This is a genomic window from Polynucleobacter sp. 39-46-10, assembly GCF_002282275.1.
In genome coordinates, this window is record NZ_NCJB01000001.1 from 1 (window position 1) to 18223 (window position 18223).

Consider the following 18223-nt stretch of genomic DNA (forward strand, 5'->3'; position numbering starts at 1 on the left):
ATTGGATTGGCTATCTGCTTAATGCCTGCAACTTTCCTTGGCATTTGGGCTGGAACACACGTTCATACTAAGTTAAACAAGATGGCCATGCAGGTAGCTTATGGCACCATTTTACTTTTTTCGGGAACTGCTTTATTGGTGCGCCAGTTATTTTGATATGCTTTACGACAGCCATGATTAAAAGTTCAGGATACTCTTCAGAAGTATCCTGAACTAATCATTATTGGGCCTGGATATTGCGAGCCTTTAGAACTTTTCCCCAGTTGGCTGCTTCATTTTTAATTTGAATATCTAGTTGCTCCTTAGGAGTATTCGTAATTGCCGTGAGTCCGTTGATTTCGAGACTTTTAAGCATTGCATCTGATCCCAACGCCTTTTGAGTTGCTAAATAGATCTTTTCTTGAATGGCCTTCGGAGTGCCAGTTGGTGCAGCTAGCGCATACCAGCCCAAATTAACAAATCCTGGAATGGCTGCTTCTGCAACAGTGGGAACATCTGGTAATTGTGGAACTCTTTTACTGCTGGTAATGGCTAGAGCTTTAATCTTTCCAGCCTTTGCAAAGCCTGCCGCCGCCGGAAGGTTACCAACCATAAAGTCGATTTGCCCTGAAACCAAATCATTTAGAGCTGGCGCCTCACCTTTGTAAGGCACATGGGTAGCGGTAATTCCCGCTGAGTAAATGAAATTTTCTCCTGCCATGTGAACTTGACTACCAATTCCAGCGGAGCCAAAAGTCAGTTCTTTAGTTTTTGCTAGGGCGATCAACTCTTTTAAGTTGCTTACAGGGAGGTTAGGATTAACTGATACCAGCATTGGGCCGCCAGCCACTGCTGAAACATAAGTCAGGTCGGTAGCGTAATTTAAAGGAAGTTTTTTATATAAAAAAGGATTGACGGTCATCATGCTGCCTGAGGCCAGCAATAAGGTGTAACCATTGGGAGGTGCGTTCGCAACGACTTCGGCGCCAATATTGCCTCCAGCACCACCTTTGTTTTCTACAATGACATTTTGACCAAGAATAGTAGTCATCTGCTGGGCCAAAATTCTTCCAAGAATATCGGTAGTGCCACCAGGAGCAAAGGGAATAATTAATTTAATGGGTTTATCTGGCCAGCTCTGAGCGAGCGCAATTGAAGGGGTGGCAATGCACGTCAGCGCTCCAAGGCCAATGATTGCGCATCTAATCAAGCTAGTTATTTTTGTACTAAACATCTTGCTCCTCCAGTTTTATTAGTGTATTTACTTTGCCGATCATTTTGTTAGATCAATGCTATTTACAAGCGGTAAGCATAATTTCTATCAAAAAAATTGCAGGTTATCTAAATCATCTATATGATATGGATATATCTTTATATTGTCCTCTGAGCGCATTTTTAGTCAACTCCTATTAACCCTAAGTTCTTCAAATAACTTCCCATTTAAATCCAAACTATATGATGCTCAAGGCCCGTTCATTGCTGCAGTGCAAAATATTAAATTATTTTCTTATGAAAATTATGAGTATTTGAAATGAATTTAACCTACGAAAAGATGGTTCAATTAGCAGCAAATGGTTTAAAGGCTGCAGGCATCGGTGAAAAGGCGGCTTTTGAAACGGCTCAATTTTTAGCGCTCGCTGAATTGGATGGTCTAGCCTCACATGGATTGGCTCGAGTTTCACAATACGCAGGTCATGCAAAAAATAGACGGGTTGAGTTGGCTCCCAAAATAAAGGTTCGCCCCTACAAGTCCTCTGCAGCGTTGGTTGATGCCTGCGATGGCTTAGCTTTTCCAGCCCTGCGGTTTGCAACAGATTTGTCGGTTAACCTTGCCTCAAAGAGCGGTCTAGGTCTTGTGGCGGTTGCAAACAGCCATCACTTTGGTGTAGCTGGTCATTTTGCTGAAGCTGCCGCACGTGCTGGCTATATTTCTTTAGTGTTTGGTAATACTCCAGCTGCTATGCCAATGGTTGGTGGCCACAAGGCAATGTTGGGCACGAATCCTCTGGCCGCCGCATTTCCTATAGCCAATCATAATCCTTTAGTAATTGACATGTCCTTATCCGCGGTTGCGCGCGGCAAATTATTGGTTGCTGCAAAAAACGGAGAATCTATTCCTGAGGGCTGGGCATTAACAGCGGACGGAAGGCCAACAACAGATCCGCAAGAGGGATTAAAGGGCTTAATGGTTCCATTAGGCGGAGATAAAGGCGCATTGCTGGCATTGATTATTGAATTGTTGGTGGTGGGTTTATCTGGAAGTAGGTTCTCATACGAAGCTGACTCTTTTTTTGATGCCAAAGGGAATCGTCCACGTATTGGCCAGCTGCTAATCACCATCGATCCAGGCTTAGCTGGCGGTCAAATTTTTTCAAATAGGATGCAAGACTTTTTAAAAGCGTTAGCAGCCGATACCGGTACCCGTTTGCCGGGACAGCGGCGCTTTAAACAAAGGGCCACAGGATTTAAAGAGGGTGTAAATGTTTCTGATGTAGTTGTAGAGGAAATTCAGGCTGGCATCCGTCAGTCATGGAGTGGATAGTGTTTAAACAGAATTATTAAGGAGAAAGAAATGATTCATTTTGTCGTGCATGAACCAGGGGACGTTGTTGGCGTTGTTGTGGTGGAAGGCGTTAAAGCCGGTACCGATTTGATAGGCTGGGTAATGGATGGTGATAGCACTGTCAATATCAAGTCTGAAAGCGATATTCCAATTGGCCACAAGATTGCTCTACAAGATATGAAGACTGGGGACACCATTGTTAAGTATGGCGTTGATATTGGTAAGGTTGTTGCTCCGATTAAAAAGGGTGAGCATACCCATGTGCAAAATGTCAAAACTAAGCGTTGGTAACCGATAAGATTGTTTATTACGATATTAAGAGAGATAGAAAATGATTAATTTAAAAGAAGCAACTTTTATGGGCTACCGCCGTGAAAATGGTCGCATGGGTATTCGAAACCATGTCGTCATTTTGCCCTTGGACGATTTATCAAATGCATCATGTGAAGCCGTTGCCAATAATATTAAAGGCACGATTGCCATTCCCCATCCCTATGGACGCCTCCAGTTTGGCGCAGACTTAGAACTTCACTTTAGAACCTTGATTGGTGCCGGTTGCAATCCAAACGTAGCTGGAGTGGTAGTGATTGGTATTGAGCCACAGTGGACAAAAATTGTGGTTGATGGAATTAAGGCGTCTGGCAAACCGGTAGAAGGTTTCTGGATTGAAGGTAATGGCGATACAGCAACTATTGCCAGTGCCAGTAAGGCCGCTTACTCTATGATGAAGCACGCCTCTAAACAGCAACGTGTTTCTGCTCCACTATCCGAGTTATGGGTTTCTACCAAGTGTGGTGAGTCTGATACTACTTCTGGTTGCGCATCAAATCCAACGGTTGGTAATGTATTTGATAAGCTGTATGAAATCGGCTCTACATTGGTCTTTGGCGAAACTACTGAGTTAACTGGTGGCGAGCATTTGGTTGAAGCGCGTTGTCGTACTCCAGAGGTGAAGAAAAAATTCCGTGAAATGTTTGATCGCTACCAAGATGTAATCGATAAAAACAAAACCAGTGATTTATCTGATTCTCAACCCACCAAAGGGAATATTGCTGGCGGCCTAACCACGATTGAAGAAAAGGCTCTCGGTAATATCCAGAAGATTGGCAAGAAATGCGTTGTGGATGGTGTGTTAGACAAGGCTGAGACCCCGATTATTCCTGGTTTGCACTTTATGGACTCATCTTCAGCTGCTGCTGAAATGGTTACGCTTTGTGCAGCCGCTGGTTTTGCAGCCCATCTCTTCCCAACTGGACAGGGTAATGTGATTGGCAATCCAATTCTTCCGGTGATTAAGTTATGTGCAAATCCAAAAACAGTGCGGACAATGTCTGAGCATATCGACGTAGATGTTTCTGGTATTTTGCGCCGTGAAGAGAACCTGGATACAGCAGGTGAGAAGCTTCTCGATGCTCTTCTGAGAACTGCAAATGGGGAATTAACGGCGGCTGAGATTTTGGGCCATCGTGAGTTTGTAATGACCCGTCTGTACGAGTCTGCTTAAGTCTTAAAAGATGAAGTCCCTGACCGCTTATCAAGAAGTTAAGCAAAAGATCACAGAAGATCTGGTCAGGGGCCGTTATCTTATGGGGCGGGCTTTACCTGCTGAAAAGGATTTAGCTAAAGAACTAGATGTATCCATAGGAACTTTGCGCAAAGCGGTAGATGAGTTGGTCGCAGAGGGAATTGTTGTTCGCCGTCAAGGTAGAGGAACCTATGTAGCTGAACATGATGCAAAACGCCTACTGTATTATTTTTTCCATGTAGTGCGTTGGGATGCTGATAAAAAAACATATCCTCGTGTTGAAACAGCCTCTTTTAAAGCATCACAAGCAAGTGAGGAAGAGTCTCTTAAGTTAAGCGTTAAAGAGGGGGCCCCCGTTTGGCGAATCGTTACCCGCCTCTATTTAGAGGATGAATGCGTGATAATTGATCACATTACTTTAGATAAGAAGCGTTTTAAGAATCTTACCCGTTCTGATTTTGACAGGCGAGAAGGCAGTATTTATCAGCTTTATCAAGTCCGGTACGGTCAGTCGGTAGTTAAAACAAATGAGAGATTACGTGCAGGTTTGGCTGGAAAGCAAATGTCGGCTTGGCTAAAGTTAAAGCCAGAGTCTCCCGTGCTTCATATACGTAGAGTAGCTTTAGATATTCAAGATGAGCCGATTGAATGGCGTATTTCTACGCTTAATACTTCTCATCATGAATACTTCAATGAGTTAATTGCTTAGTCTTTATGTTCTTTAATTCTTTAGCCCAATTGACCAGGTTTTCACTGAGATTCTGTATTTCATGATCCCAGCTTAAGAGGTTTGGAAAGTATGGTCTTAATTCTTCTCCAATTCCGCAGCCCCATAACTGAAGATTAGGCTGTTGCTCACACCAAGCGATGGCTTGTAAAAGATGATTCTTCAAAAATTCTTCCCCATTTGCCTCAATAGTGGCCCGATCCATTGGACAGCCATCAGAAAATAGAATCAGCGTCTTGTGGACATATTGGTTATCACTACTATTTTGTAAGCGTTCAGTCGCCCAAATGAGAGCCTCGCCATCAACACTCTCTGCATAAATTTCAGGACGCAATAAAGCGGCTATGCCAGCTCTGGATCTTCTCCAGCTGGTGTCAAAGTCTTTAAAAATCCAATGAGCTCGTTCATTGAGGCGACCAGGGTTTGGGGGTTGCCCATTTTTACACCACTCTTTAAAGGGCCTTCCGCCTTGCCATGCACTGGTACTGTACCCAAGCACTTCCGTTTTGATACCAGCCTGATCCAATATTCTCACCAAAGAATCTACGCAGCTTGCAATTTTGACGCGTTGCTCTTTCATGGACCCAGAGCAGTCGATCAGAAGCGTTATTCTGGTGTTGATTTTGCTGCTTGTTGCAAGTTGCTTGTATAGAGGTGATTGGAGCGGGGAGGTCGCGGCACGCGTAAGATAACGACGATCTAGCAATCCCTCTGCTTCAGTGGTTTGCCAGCGTCTTGGTAGTTGGCTGGAAAAGATTTGCTGATAGATTCTAATAAGCTTGGCCCAAGGAATATTTTGCTTCGCAATTTCATGATTTAACTCATCTTGATAGATCGCTAATTGAGCCGACCGAATTTTTTTCTTAGCCTCGTCTTCAGTGTCATAGCTAGAGTTATAGATATGATATTTTTCTAGTGATTTTTTCAGTAGATAATGCTGCTCATTTGAGTGATTTGCTGGACTCTTTAAATCGACTGCAATTTTCTCAGCATGGGGAGGCACCCATTTAATTTTGAGATGAGTAGCACTTTGATTTTTACGTTTAGTGCGGATACTAGGATTATTGCGATATTCATCAGCAATCAATCCAGAAGCTAGCTTAATGATCTCGTAGGCTATCTGTGCATACGCTTCTTGATCATTGCGATTTACTTTGAGTTTGGCTAAAATCGGACCCATACTTTCAGCTATACCGGCTCTCGTAGCTTCTACGATATCTTGCATAAGCTGTGGCACCGGTTGACTGTTGAGTTTCATCCATACGGTAGAAAAGATGGTGACTAGTAGCAGGCCAATGCTTCCTTCAACACCATCACTAGCAATAAATTGCTGCATCCAAGCTATAAATTGAATCTGAGTATTTTGGCGGCATCCCTTAAGCTCCTCAGTACAGTTACTTTCAACGCGAATCTGTTCTAAAACCTCAAATATCAAAGATTCAATCATTCCTTCTGGGGCGAGTGAAGCATGTAAGCTTGCATCTGAATTGCGCATACGCAATCCAATGCCATCCAATATGCCCCGAGGGTAAGCCCATGATGCTTTTAGGTTCTCAAGATTGAGGTGTGGAGCGATTGACTCGAGCGGTACTGAATTGTGAAAGAGTTGCCAATCCCGAATCTGTACACTTTTTTCCCTAGACAATGATCTAATCATTGCCCCATATTGCTGCTGTTGCTCGAAGTCTTGATGGGTTTGGGTTTGCAAGATAAGCTTGATTACGCCAGTTTTATTTATTGCTTATTTCAAGCTCGCTGGCAAAGCAGCGTTGGTAGTATTCAGCCACTAAGGTTTTTTCCTCTGATTCACATTTATTTAAAAATGCAAGAGTGAACGCAATCTGCAAGTCTTTAAAGATGCGCCAGTTTTCTCCCCAGGTAATGAGAGTTCTTGTCGACATTAATGTAGAAATATCACCTGCAGCAAAACCATTTCTAGTTAGATTGGCAAGGCCAATCATTGCTATTGCCTGGGTCTCGGAAAGTTCGGGTACTTTAGCGAGCAAAATCTTTTGCTCTTCCTGTGGCTCTAGGTAGTTCAATGCTGCAACGATGTCCCAGCGATCCATTTGACCGTGATTTAGTAATTGTGTGCCTTGGTATAGGCCATTCCAGTTGCCTAGTCCAACGGTATTGCTGGTAGCAAAGATTCGAAAGGCAGGATTGGGATTAATCACTCTGTTTTGGTCGAGCAGGGTGAGGCGGCCTTCTCGCTCTAGCATTCTCTGAATAACAAACATTACATCTGGCTGGCCCGCATCATATTCATCGAGGATGAGTGCAATGGGGCGTTGCAAACTCCATGGAATGAGCCCCTCTTGAAAGCGGGTAATTTGCTTGCCATCTTCTAATGCGATCAGATCCTTTCCGATGAGATCCATTCGTGTGATTTGCCCATCTAAATTAATGCGTAAGCAGGGCCAATTTAAGCGAGCTGCCACTTGTTCGATATGGGTGGATTTGCCTGTGCCATGCATTCCTTGGAGCATGACTCTGCGATTAAATGCAAATCCCGCTAATATGGCTAGGGTGGCTTGCGGATTTAACTGATAAGCAGAATCAATAGCTGGAACTAGCTCAGATGGCTTATCGAAGGCTGGGATTTTAAAGTCCGCAAATGCCTGGCACTCGGGAAAGGCTTGGTGTAAGGAAACCTCTTTTTGGGGGGCTAAACCCAATAAATCGATCGGAGCGCTACTTTCAGCCATGTTCTTGCCTTTAGAAGTCTTAATATGTTGTCAAATATATTCCATATTCGGGTTTATATGCTTGACTTGGGTAAATTTTAGCGATTATTATTTGGATTGTAGAACAAATTGTTCCGTTTAATTGAATACCTAGGAGAGCTTTATGTCTAAATCTGGCACTAATTTACCTACCGGTCCACAAAAAATGACCCCTTCCGAAGCCTTCGTGGAGACTATGGTCGCCAATAAGGTGAAGGATATTTTTGGAATCATGGGTTCTGCGTTCATGGATGCCATGGATATTTTTGCCCCAGCTGGAATTCGATTGATTCCAGTGGTTCATGAGCAAGGTGCTGCTCATATGGCCGATGGTTATGCTCGGGTTAGTGGAAACCATGGTGTAGTGATTGGTCAGAATGGCCCTGGTATTAGTAACTGTGTGACAGCGATTGCAGCTGCCTATTGGGCGCATAGCCCTGTAGTGATCATTACACCAGAAACTGGAACTATGGGCATGGGTTTAGGTGGCTTCCAAGAGGCTAACCAACTTCCGATGTTTGAGGAGTTTACAAAGTATCAAGGTCACGTGAATAATCCAAAACGGATGGCTGAATTTACCGGCCGTTGTTTTGATCGCGCTTTATCTGAGATGGGCCCAACCCAATTAAATATTCCACGTGATTATTTCTATGGTGAGATTGAAGTGGAAATCCCACAGCCAAACAGACTGGATCGCGGTCCTGGCGGTGAGAAGAGTTTGGATGAAGCTGCTGAGCTATTGGCAAATGCAAAATTCCCAGTGATTATTTCAGGTGGTGGTGTGGTCATGGGCGATGCTGTTGAAGAGTGTAAAGCGTTTGCAGAGCGCCTTGGTGCGCCGGTTGTCAATAGCTACTTGCATAACGACTCATTCCCAGCGAGTCATCCATTATGGTGTGGTCCATTGGGTTATCAAGGTTCAAAGGCTGCGATGAAGTTAATGGCCCAGGCTGACGTAGTAGTCGCCTTAGGTTCACGTCTTGGACCATTCGGAACATTGCCACAGCATGGTATGGATTACTGGCCAAAGAATGCTAAGATCATTCAGATCGATGCCGATAACAAGATGTTGGGATTGGTTAAGAAAATCTCTGTAGGAATTTGTGGCGATGCCAAGGCTGCAGCGGTTGCATTAACTAAGCGTCTCGAAGGCAAGAAATTGGCCTGTGACACTACGAAAGCAGAGCGAGCTCAAATAATCGCCTCAGAAAAAGCGGCGTGGGAAAAAGAGCTTGACGAGTGGACCCATGAAAAAGATGCATTCAGTCTCGATATGATTGAAGAGCAGAAGAAAGAAGTAACACCAACAGGTGGCCATTACTTGCATCCACGTCAAGTGTTGCGTGAGCTTGAGAAAGCAATGCCTGCTGATGTCATGGTGTCAACCGATATCGGCAACATCAACTCTGTTGCTAACAGCTACCTTCGCTTCGAAAAGCCACGCAGTTTCTTTGCGCCAATGAGTTTTGGTAATTGCGGGTATGCATTGCCAACGATTATTGGGGCTAAAGCAGCAGCGCTGAATCGTCCTGCGATTGCCTACGCTGGTGACGGCGCATGGGCTATGAGTATGGTTGAGATTCTGACTGCAGTTCGCCACGATATCCCTGTTACTGCGATTGTGTTCCACAACCGTCAGTGGGGTGCTGAGAAAAAGAACCAGGTCGACTTCTATAACCGCCGCTTTGTAGCAGGTGAATTAGAAAGCCCTAGCTTCGCAGGGATTGCCCAATCGATGGGGGCTGAAGGTATTGTGGTTGACCAACTTGATCAGGTTGGTCCAGCACTGAAGAAGGCCATTGATATGCAAATGAAGGAAGGCAAGACTTGTGTGATCGAGATTATGTGTACTCGTGAACTCGGTGACCCATTCCGCCGTGATGCGCTTGCTAAGCCAATTCGCTTCTTGGATAAGTATAAAGATTACGTGTAATTATTCACAGCCACATTGAAAAGGTCCGCTTAAGCCGGACCTTTTCTTTTTTTCATGTCAGATTGAATTGAGCTTGAAATTGCAACGGCATTTTCCTGAAATGCAACCATTGCATAGGTGACGAATTTGGTTTTTCTCCAGCAAACTGCAGCAGTTCTTGTTAGTAGGTCACCTTTAATTTTTCTTGAGCTTAATTTTCTATCTTTGGCTATAGCAATTGGGCTTCCTAACGCTAAAAACTCTCCAGTCTTGGCAATCTCTAGTAGATCCCCCATAGTTGATGTCTCCATACGAAAGTTAAGGAGGGCGCCCTCCATGCGAGCCTGAGCATCAATTTTTTGACGCATCAAAAATTGTCTATTTAGAGCCGCTAAATCATATGCAACAAGGGTTTTAAGAGTTAGGTTCCGGGGTAGTTTCTCAATTACATGTGGAGCCCCAATCGCCGAGAATTGTTCTGTAATGAGGCGAACCCAGTGGAGATCTGCAAATTGATAGTCCTCTGGAAGAATGGCGATATCAATAGCACCCTCCATAAGCCCTCTCAATACTTTTTCGGCAGGCAATTCTTGGAGTTCAATATTGAGGCTTGGATTTGCTTTAAGCATCGCCATACAAGTAGGCAGGGCAATTATTTTTGAGTATGTATTAGTGGCACCTACACGCAAGGTGCCAACAATATTTTGGTTGTCATTGACGCTTTGTAAAAGCGCTTCTTCTATCTGCCCCAGTAATGGCTCTACTTTTTGTAGCAACCCATTTCCAAGGTTAGTCAAAACCAATCTGCGCCCCTTCTTTTCAAAAAGTGGTAGGTCAAGATAGCTTGCTAGCTCTTTCATCTGTTGAGAGAGAGCAGATTGCGTGATGTTGAGACTTTCGGAAGCTTTGACAAAGCTTTCAGCTCTAGAAACGGTGAGAAAGCTGCGCAGCAATCTCAAATCAATTTGTTTTACATTCATAAGAATTGCTTATATGTTAGTTAATTAAATATAAATATACATTATATGAATGGTCAGTTAGAGTGAAAATTCCTCCTACCTAACAGAGATCTGACGCTATGAATAAACCGGCAATGAAAGGTTTTAAGTTTTTTCTGGCTAGCTTGGGATTGCTGCTGCTTTCAAGCAATGTATTGGCAGATATATACCCAAATAAGCCAATTAAATTAATCGTTCCTTTCCCCCCTGGAGGGCCAACAGATATTGTTGCTAGACCCTTATCAGTGCTCTTGGGAGATCGCTTGAAAGAGCAGGTCATTATTGAGAATAAGGGTGGGGCTGGCGGTTCCATTGGGGCAGATCTTGTTGCTAAGTCAGCGCCAGATGGCTACACCTTATTTATGGGGACTGTAGGCACTAATGCGATCAATGGCAGCTTGTACAAACAATTACCATATGACATGACTAGGGATTTCACGCCGATCGCTTTGGTGGCAACAGCACCTGTTGTCGTTGTAGTGAATTCAAGTGATCGTATTAAGACGCTTGCTGAGCTAATTTCAGAGGCTCGCGCCAAACCTGAAACTATTGCATATGGTTCCGCTGGAAATGGTACCCCAGGGCATCTAACGGCAGCCTTATTTGAGTCCACCACTCAGATCAAGCTAAGGCATATTCCGTATAAGGGTAGTGCGCCTGCAATAACAGATTTGATAGGCGGACAAATTCCATTAGCATTTGATCCTATTCAGTCAGTATTGCCGCACATCACATCAGGAAAGCTGCGTGCTCTAGCCGTTACAAGCAAAACACGTTCACCTTTACTGCCTAATGTGCCAACTGTAGCTGAGCTTGGGTATCCGCAATTTGAATCAACCGCCTGGTGGGCCTTATTTGCTCCAGCCAAATTGCCAGAGCCAATTACTAAAAAGTTAAGAATGGAAGCTGAGAAGGTTGCTCAATCAGATGCCTTTAGAGAGCGTCTGGGGAACTTGGGAGTTCAGCCAAATACTGACTTTAAAGAGAGTCTGGCTAACTTCCAAACTAGTGAAATTGCGAAGTGGGGGAGGGTAGTTCGTGATTCTGGTGCCACGATTGATTGATTAATATAAAGAGAAGAAGATGAAGTTAAGTGAAGAAGAAAAGGCGATGTTAGCGGGAGAGTTTGGCCCAGTTAGAAAAACAGCGATCCAACACCAAATCAAGGTAGGCGAATTTTTTGGGGCTGAAGATTTAGTCTCCGTATCTCAAGCGCACATCATGGCTGATACCGAGAGTCTGGGGGAGTCTGGAGTTGAGTGGCTCGAGGGTTTAGCAAGAAACTCTGAGGCAGATCGCATGGTATGCATCCCTACTATTACTGATCCTAGGGGGACCGATTTCAGTAAAGCAAAGCAGCTAGGTCAAACAGAAAAAATGCTTGAGCTTGAGAGGCGTGCAATTGATGCGTTTGTCAAAATGGGTGTATCCATGACAGACACTTGTATTAATTACCAAACAATCATGGCACCCGTTTTTGGGGAGCATTTAGCATTTGGCGATACTGGAGTTGTCATTTATTCCAATAGTGTTTGCGGTGCTCGATCAAACTTTGAGGGTGGGCCCTCGGCATTGGCGGCTGGTCTAACTGGTAGAACGCCTCGCTATGGCTATCATCTTGATGAGCATCGCAAGCCAACTCACCGCTTTAAAACATTGTGGACACCTCAAACATTAAATGAGTGGGGTGCTTTAGGTGGCTTGATTGGAAAGAAATCAGGAAACTATTGGTCAGTTCCGATTTTGGAAGGCATAGAAGGCCATCCTGGCTCTGATGCTATGAAGCACTTTGGCGCAGCAATGGCAAGCTTTGGTTCTACAGCCCTGTTTCATGTATTGGGTATTACGCCTGAGGCGCTACATGCCCGAGATTTAGAGTATTTACATCTTCCGGAGGTGTTTATCACTAAAGAAGAGGTTATGGGCTTACAAAATTCCTATCGTGTTGCCGAAGAGATAGACGTAGTGGTATTTTCTGCGCCGCAATTAAGTTTGATGGAAATGAAGAGTATTGCAGAGCTTTGTAAAGGTAAGAAATTCATTAAGCCTTTGCTGGCCATGACAAGTCCACAAGTCAAACCAGACTCAGATCGCATGGGTTACACCCAAATGATTGAAAGTGCCGGTGGGACAGTATTTTCAGGTATGTGCTTCTATCAGTCCTATGCGAGAGAAATCGCAGAAACCAATGGTTGGAAAGTCTTAGCAACCAATAGCGCAAAGATTGTCAATATTTTGGGAGGTTATGGCTACACGCCAATGTTGGCATCAATGGAGGACTGTGTTCAGGCTGCAGTGACGGGGAGATTAAAGTGAGTGGAAAAATATATAAAGCTAAACATGCTCAAGGTGAGGGTTTAGAAGGCGAGTGTCTAAGTGCATCCGATGGCTTTTCAGCTCGTTATGATTTAGATCGTCTTAAAGGAGTGTTTTCACGTCCGGCGCATAAGCTGTTTGGCCAATCTTACAAAGATAAGATCCTAGTATTGGATGCAGCAAAGGGTGGAGTTGCCAGTGCTTGGATGCTTTATGAAATGAAATCAAGAAATTTGTGCCCATCTGCCATTATTTTTAATGCAGTTAACCCAATCTTGGCACAAGGCGCAGCACATGCTGGCATTCCTATGTTGAGTGGTTTTGACTGTGACATTACTCAGGCGATTACAAGTGGTGCACGATTGCGTATTGATACCAAAAAGCAAACAGTAGAGGTGCTTTAACTTGACTTAAAAAACAGAATAGTATTGAGATAAACCCGGTCTAATGCGATCGGGTTTATTTTTTTGCACAGTACCAATCGTAATAAAGCAGATGGGCTCCTCATCCGTTGTTAGCTGAAATAAGGCTCCAATGTGATCGCTTTGTAGAGCTCTACCGCTGGATAGTCCAGAGCCAAAGCCAAGGGCATAGGCGCTCAAAAGAATGTTCTGGATAGCGCAACCTAAAGAGATGAGCTTTTCTTGTTTGCTGATATCGCTACCAGCATCACGATAGTTGGCAATGGCCAAGAGAAGAAGTGGCCCACGAAAAGCTTTTTCGCGAGCCTCTTGAAGCTGGATAGGCGTTGCTTGTTGGTCGCGTTCTAGTAGGCACTGATAAAACACTTCGCCCAAGCTGGCGCGACTACTTTCTTGAATTTCTATAAAACGCCAAGGCACCATTCGTCCATGATCAGGAGCTGCATTTGCCGCTAAAAGAATGGCTTCTTTCTGAGACTGAGTTGGTCCTGGATCACCAAGCCTTTTTGGAGAGATGTGAGTCCTTCCATGTATAAGTTTTTCGGCAAAGTGATCCATCTCAAGATTGGTGGCTAGGACACTCTTTGGTAGTACAGATTTTGTGGGTGATTAGCTTCTGCAAAGAACATCCATCTTTCGGCGAGAAGGCCTAAGTAGTTGATCAATAGTGCTAAAGCAATGATCGTCATACTAGGTGAGGCAATTGCGTAAGCCATTAATATCATTGGCAGCACATAAGCGCAAAGCAAGATAATCTTGCGTATATTCGCAATCATGCGATCAGTCTGATGATGAAAGAATTCGCGAGTATTAAAGCTACCACCCATTAAGCCCATTGAAGTTTGGCGGATATTGTTGCCTTTAATGCCGGTTGCTGTAGCAAGATTTGACTTTGGTTTTAAGCTGCGATTCCGACGCCAAATCCAGAGCTTCAAATTAAATGCTAAAAATAATAGGAGAAAGGCAACCATGGATAGCGGGGCATCAATGATTTGTAAAGCTGAGTCGCCCCACAGGGTAATGAGTAATTCTAATAAAACTAAGCCTGAGCCCAAACCCAGGAGAATGAAATTGGTTAGTGTCGAAGGGTGTGACCACTCCTGAATAAAGCGAATGCATTGGTAGATCTTTGCAGTGCATATCCACAGGATTAGGGTAGCTGAGATAAGCGCTAGCCATAGCCATTGGGGCACCTCACCGATGAGCGCATAAGAGTAGATAACAACTGTTACCGCCATCAGCGCAGGCAGAGCAATAACTTCTCTAGATAGCCAAGATGTCCTCCACATCATCGCTGCACGCCACGCACGCTCGGGATGTCCGAGGTGGAAAAAGGATGCGAGCAGACTTAAACACAGCAAGAGAAAGGCAACTGGAAGAACTAGGTTCGTCAAAAATGCATTAGGGGTAGCCTTGCTATATAAATTGGATAGGGCGATAAAAAATAGCAATCCTTGCGCCATTCCAACCAAGGTGGTGAAGAAAATAATTGAAAATTGTGGGCGCATTATTTGTCGTTCCTTGCTGCATCTATCGTTTCCATAATGGAGCGGGGTAAATAGTGATTGGCTGGTTGAGTGTCCCACTCCGGCATCAAGGCATAACCCTTGCGTTCTTCAATGGCTTTGCTCGCCTCTGACTCTGGATCGTGAACGTCACCAAAGATTCGAGCGCTGGTAGGGCACGCAAGTACGCAAGCAGGCTTTTTCTCAGACTCCGGCAATGTTTCGCTATAGATTCGATCTACGCAGAGGGTACATTTTGTCATCACTTGACGCTCTTGATCTAGTTCTCGGGCACCGTAAGGGCAGGCCCAAGAGCAATAACTACAACCAATGCACTTATCGTAGTCAACGAGAACAATGCCATCCTCTTTGCGTTTATAGCTCGCACCCGTAGGGCATACAGGAACGCAGGGAGGCTCTTCGCAATGCAAACAAGATTTGGGGAAATGCACTGTTTGCGTATTAGGGAAGCTTCCTGCCTCAAAGGTTTGAACGCGATTGAAAAAAGTACCGCTAGGACTTGCACCATAAGCATTGAGATCCGTGAGTGGTCCTGCTGATCCAGAGGTATTCCACTCCTTGCAAGAGGTCACACACGCATGACAGCCAACGCAAACATTGAGGTCAATAACGAGAGCCAGTTGTTTATTTTTACTCATTTTGTCTCCCCCGATTTTTTGAGGGCCATTCCAGGCACTTCAAATGCTTTTACTTGTGGCCAAGTTTCTTCTGGCTCATTCTCATCTGCGGGTGCTAATCGGACCCTGACGTCATACCAACCAGCTTGACCAGTAATCGGATCAGAATTGCTAACAGTAAAGCCGCCCAATGGAAGCTCTTCCGTGATGAGATGATTTAATAAAAAGCCTTTTTTGGACTCATCTGCATCACTTGTTAAGCTCCAAGCAGATTCGGCCTTACCAATTGCATTCCATGTCCATACTGTTCCTGGATCAACAGCCTCAGAGTGTCTTGCCATGCACCTGACCTTACCCCACTGGGATTCAATCCACATCCAGGCACCATCAGCAATTCCACTTTGCAGTGCAGTGGCAGTGTTCACATATAGGTAGTTATGGCTATGAATTTGTCGTAACCATGCATTTTGTGAATCCCATGAGTGATACATTGCCATCGGACGTTGAGTAATTGCATTGAGTGTGAATTTGGTTAAATCGGTTGCCTCATCCTCGAGCGGCGGATACCAGAAAGGCAGCGGATCAAAATATTTATAGATCCGTGCCTTTAGGTGTTCTGGAGGCTGTGCTCCTGGACGTTTACCGGTAGCAGCTAGTCTAAATCGTTGCAGAATGTCAGAGTAAATGGCAATCATGATTGGATCATTTTTTTGTCTCAAGGCATTCTCTTTGGAGAAGTCTAAATACCCCTTGTTCCAGTTGCGCATGTATTGATGCTCTGGCGGCATATGGTACTGATGAACACAATTATTCTCAGCATATTTTTGCCATTGATTGGGATTGGGCTCACCTTTTAAGGGTTTGTCACCATCTTTGCCACGCCAACCGCCTAAGAAGCCAATGCCTGAATCAGGGGCAGTCTGGAATCGAGTAATGAAGTCCGGATAGTCCTTAAATTTCCTCCCACCTTCTGGTGTAGTAAATGCAGGAAACTTTAAGCGTGAAGCCAGTTCAATTAAGACTTCCTGGAATGGTTTGCACTCTCCCAAGGGATCTAGAACGGGGATGCGGACAGAGTCAACAGGACCATCAAACTCAGAAATAGGTCTATCTAACATGCTCATCACATCGTGACGCTCAAGATAGGTAGTATCAGGAAGTACTAGGTCAGCGAAATCCACCATCTCAGATTGGAATGCATCACAAACTACCAAGAATGGAATCTTGAATTCACCATCATCATTCTTGGCATTTAGATGATCGCGAACTTCCATCGTATTCATGGTGGAGTTCCATGACATATTTGCCATGAAGATCATGAGCATATCGATAGAGTAGGGATCTCCTTTAACTGCATTCGTAATGACGTTATGCATTAGTCCGTGAGCCGCTAAAGGATGCTCCCATGAGTAGGCTTTATCGATGCGCAGGGGCTTGCCATTGGAATCTAGAGCCAAATCCTCGGGTTGAGTTGGCCATCCCAATGGAGGCTTTGCCAATGGAGTATTCGGCTTGATGTCATTTTCAGAAGAAGGTGGCTTCGCATTGGGCGGAACCTGACGTGGGTAAGGAGCCTTATGCCTAAAGCCACCTGGGCGATCAATCGTCCCGAGTAATGACATAAGTACTGCTAGGCCACGAGTAGTCTGAAAGCCATTGGAGTGCGCAGATAAACCTCGCATGGCATGGAAGGCGACAGGCCTACCAGTGACAGAATCATGTTTCTCGCCCCAGCAGTCTGTCCACTGAATCGGCAATTCAAATTCTTGACCGAATGCTGTGTCTGCCATCTCAAGGGCAAGCTTGCGAATACGCTCTGCTGGAATGCTGGTAATGGCAGAAGCCCATTCTGGAGTGGTCTCACTCACTTGACGTTTAAGTAGTTCAAAAGAGGGAACCACTTTTTTACCTTGGTGCGGCCCTGGACCCATAACGTATTCGCCTGATAGAGCAGGCGATGTGCCTTGTGCAAAACAAGGTTTAGTGCTTTGGGATTTTTCATCCCAGATATATTTATTGTGCGGTAAATCTAAATTTATTGGATCAGAGTCAGGGTCATACAAGAATAAACCTTCTTCTGGTCCCGCATCCATGCAGACTAATTGGGCTGAATTGCTAAAGCGCTTTAGGAAAGGGGCATCATATTTTTCAAGACGAATGAGTTCATGCATCAAGGCCATGAAGAGCGCGCCATCGGTTCCAGGTTTAATTGGTATCCATTCATCCGCAATAGCAGAGTATCCAGTTCTGACTGGATTAATTGAGATGAAGCGACCGCCCGCCCTCTTAAATTTAGAGAGGGCAATTTTCATGGGGTTACTGTGATGATCTTCAGCCGTACCAATCATGACAAATAGCTTAGCTTGATCTAAATCTGGTCCACCGAATTCCCAGAAGCTTCCGCCAATGGTATAGATCATCCCGGCAGCCATATTGACAGAGCAGAATCCACCGTGAGCTGCATAGTTAGGCGTTCCAAACTGTCTGGCAAATAAGCCAGTAAGCGCCTGCATTTGGTCGCGTCCAGTAAAGAGTGCAAACTTCTTTGGATCGGTAGCGCGAATTTTTGCAAGACGCTCGGTCAAAATTTCAAATGCTTTTTCCCAGCTGATGGGCTCAAATTCGCCGTTACCTCTATCGCTGCCTGCTTTGCGTAAGAGTGGCTGAGTAATCCGCGCTGGCGATTTCTGTTTCATGATTCCTGAGGAGCCCTTGGCGCAGATAACGCCTTGATTTAAAGGATGCTCAGGATTTCCATCAATGTAAACCAATTCACCATCGCGTAAGTGCGCTCTAATGCCACAACGACAGGCACACATATAGCAAGTAGTTTTCTTTATTTCAGTTGCAGGCGCCTGCTTATGGATGGGGTCGTGCACGGGATCATTTGAGAATATTTTGAACATAGATTT

The 18223-nt window shown here is 44.7% G+C and carries 16 protein-coding genes; 8 read left to right on the plus strand and 8 right to left on the minus strand.

Annotation, left to right across the window (positions count from 1 at the left end):
- Positions 1-220: 220 nt before the first annotated feature.
- Entirely contained in the window at positions 221-1213 is a 993-nt protein-coding gene (locus B7X71_RS00005; protein ID WP_293598231.1) for a tripartite tricarboxylate transporter substrate binding protein, read from the minus strand.
- A gap of 297 nt (positions 1214-1510) precedes the next feature.
- Between B7X71_RS00005 and B7X71_RS00010 the strand changes: the two genes are divergently transcribed.
- Genes B7X71_RS00010 through B7X71_RS00025 form a run of 4 tightly spaced genes read left to right on the plus strand, consistent with a single transcriptional unit; the run spans position 1511 to position 4776 of the window.
- A complete protein-coding gene (locus B7X71_RS00010; protein ID WP_293598565.1) occupies positions 1511-2521 on the plus strand; it encodes an Ldh family oxidoreductase in 1011 nt (336 codons plus the stop codon).
- Between the two features lie 30 nt (positions 2522-2551).
- Entirely contained in the window at positions 2552-2833 is a 282-nt protein-coding gene (locus B7X71_RS00015; RefSeq protein ID WP_293598564.1) for an SAF domain-containing protein, read from the plus strand.
- Positions 2834-2873: 40 nt separating this feature from the next.
- A complete protein-coding gene (locus B7X71_RS00020; RefSeq protein WP_293598563.1) occupies positions 2874-4046 on the plus strand; it encodes a UxaA family hydrolase in 1173 nt (390 codons plus the stop codon).
- A gap of 10 nt (positions 4047-4056) precedes the next feature.
- Entirely contained in the window at positions 4057-4776 is a 720-nt protein-coding gene (locus tag B7X71_RS00025; RefSeq protein WP_293598562.1) for a GntR family transcriptional regulator, read from the plus strand.
- Here B7X71_RS00025 and B7X71_RS00030 read toward each other — a convergent pair.
- Positions 4757-6451 (minus strand): hypothetical protein, encoded by a 1695-nt coding sequence (locus B7X71_RS00030; RefSeq protein ID WP_293600097.1) that lies wholly within the window; start codon positions 6449-6451, stop codon positions 4757-4759. The genes B7X71_RS00025 and B7X71_RS00030 overlap by 20 nt on opposite strands.
- Before the next feature lie 73 nt (positions 6452-6524).
- Complete coding sequence (locus B7X71_RS00035) at positions 6525-7502, minus strand: MoxR family ATPase (RefSeq protein WP_293600098.1); 978 nt, start codon at positions 7500-7502, stop codon at positions 6525-6527.
- A 142-nt stretch (positions 7503-7644) separates the two neighbouring features.
- On the opposite strand from B7X71_RS00035, the gene xsc reads away from it, so the two are divergent.
- On the plus strand, positions 7645-9453 hold the full coding sequence (xsc, locus tag B7X71_RS00040; RefSeq protein WP_293597028.1) for a sulfoacetaldehyde acetyltransferase: 1809 nt from the start codon (positions 7645-7647) through the stop codon (positions 9451-9453).
- 29 nt (positions 9454-9482) lie between these two features.
- Here the strand turns inward: xsc and B7X71_RS00045 are convergent, their stop codons facing one another.
- On the minus strand, positions 9483-10412 hold the full coding sequence (locus B7X71_RS00045; protein ID WP_293597029.1) for a LysR substrate-binding domain-containing protein: 930 nt from the start codon (positions 10410-10412) through the stop codon (positions 9483-9485).
- 98 nt (positions 10413-10510) lie between these two features.
- Here B7X71_RS00045 and B7X71_RS00050 point away from each other — a divergent pair, with 98 nt between their 5' ends.
- From B7X71_RS00050 to B7X71_RS00060, 3 genes are read left to right on the plus strand one after another with little or no spacing between them, the layout of a single operon-like run.
- Entirely contained in the window at positions 10511-11494 is a 984-nt protein-coding gene (locus B7X71_RS00050) for a tripartite tricarboxylate transporter substrate binding protein (protein ID WP_293597030.1), read from the plus strand.
- A gap of 19 nt (positions 11495-11513) precedes the next feature.
- Entirely contained in the window at positions 11514-12746 is a 1233-nt protein-coding gene (locus B7X71_RS00055) for an aconitase X catalytic domain-containing protein (RefSeq protein ID WP_293597031.1), read from the plus strand.
- The gene (locus B7X71_RS00060) at positions 12743-13150 is read left to right on the plus strand and encodes a DUF126 domain-containing protein (protein ID WP_293597032.1); all 408 of its coding nucleotides are present in this window, start codon (positions 12743-12745) and stop codon (positions 13148-13150) included. Before B7X71_RS00055 ends, B7X71_RS00060 begins: the two co-directional genes overlap by 4 nt.
- Positions 13151-13156: 6 nt before the next feature.
- Here B7X71_RS00060 and B7X71_RS00065 read toward each other — a convergent pair whose 3' ends face one another.
- From B7X71_RS00065 to B7X71_RS00080, 4 genes are read right to left on the minus strand one after another with little or no spacing between them, the layout of a single operon-like run.
- Positions 13157-13726 carry a nitroreductase gene (locus tag B7X71_RS00065; protein WP_293597033.1) on the minus strand — a complete coding sequence of 190 codons (570 nt, stop codon included), beginning with the start codon at positions 13724-13726 and terminating at the stop codon, positions 13157-13159.
- Between the two features lie 14 nt (positions 13727-13740).
- Positions 13741-14676, minus strand: coding sequence for a DmsC/YnfH family molybdoenzyme membrane anchor subunit (locus tag B7X71_RS00070; protein ID WP_293597034.1), 936 nt, complete (start codon positions 14674-14676; stop codon positions 13741-13743).
- A complete protein-coding gene (locus B7X71_RS00075; RefSeq protein ID WP_293597035.1) occupies positions 14676-15332 on the minus strand; it encodes a 4Fe-4S dicluster domain-containing protein in 657 nt (218 codons plus the stop codon). The genes B7X71_RS00070 and B7X71_RS00075 overlap by 1 nt, the downstream gene beginning before the upstream one ends.
- Complete coding sequence (locus tag B7X71_RS00080) at positions 15329-18217, minus strand: molybdopterin oxidoreductase family protein (RefSeq protein ID WP_293597036.1); 2889 nt, start codon at positions 18215-18217, stop codon at positions 15329-15331. The genes B7X71_RS00075 and B7X71_RS00080 overlap by 4 nt, the downstream gene beginning before the upstream one ends.
- Between the last annotated feature and the right edge of the window lie 6 nt (positions 18218-18223).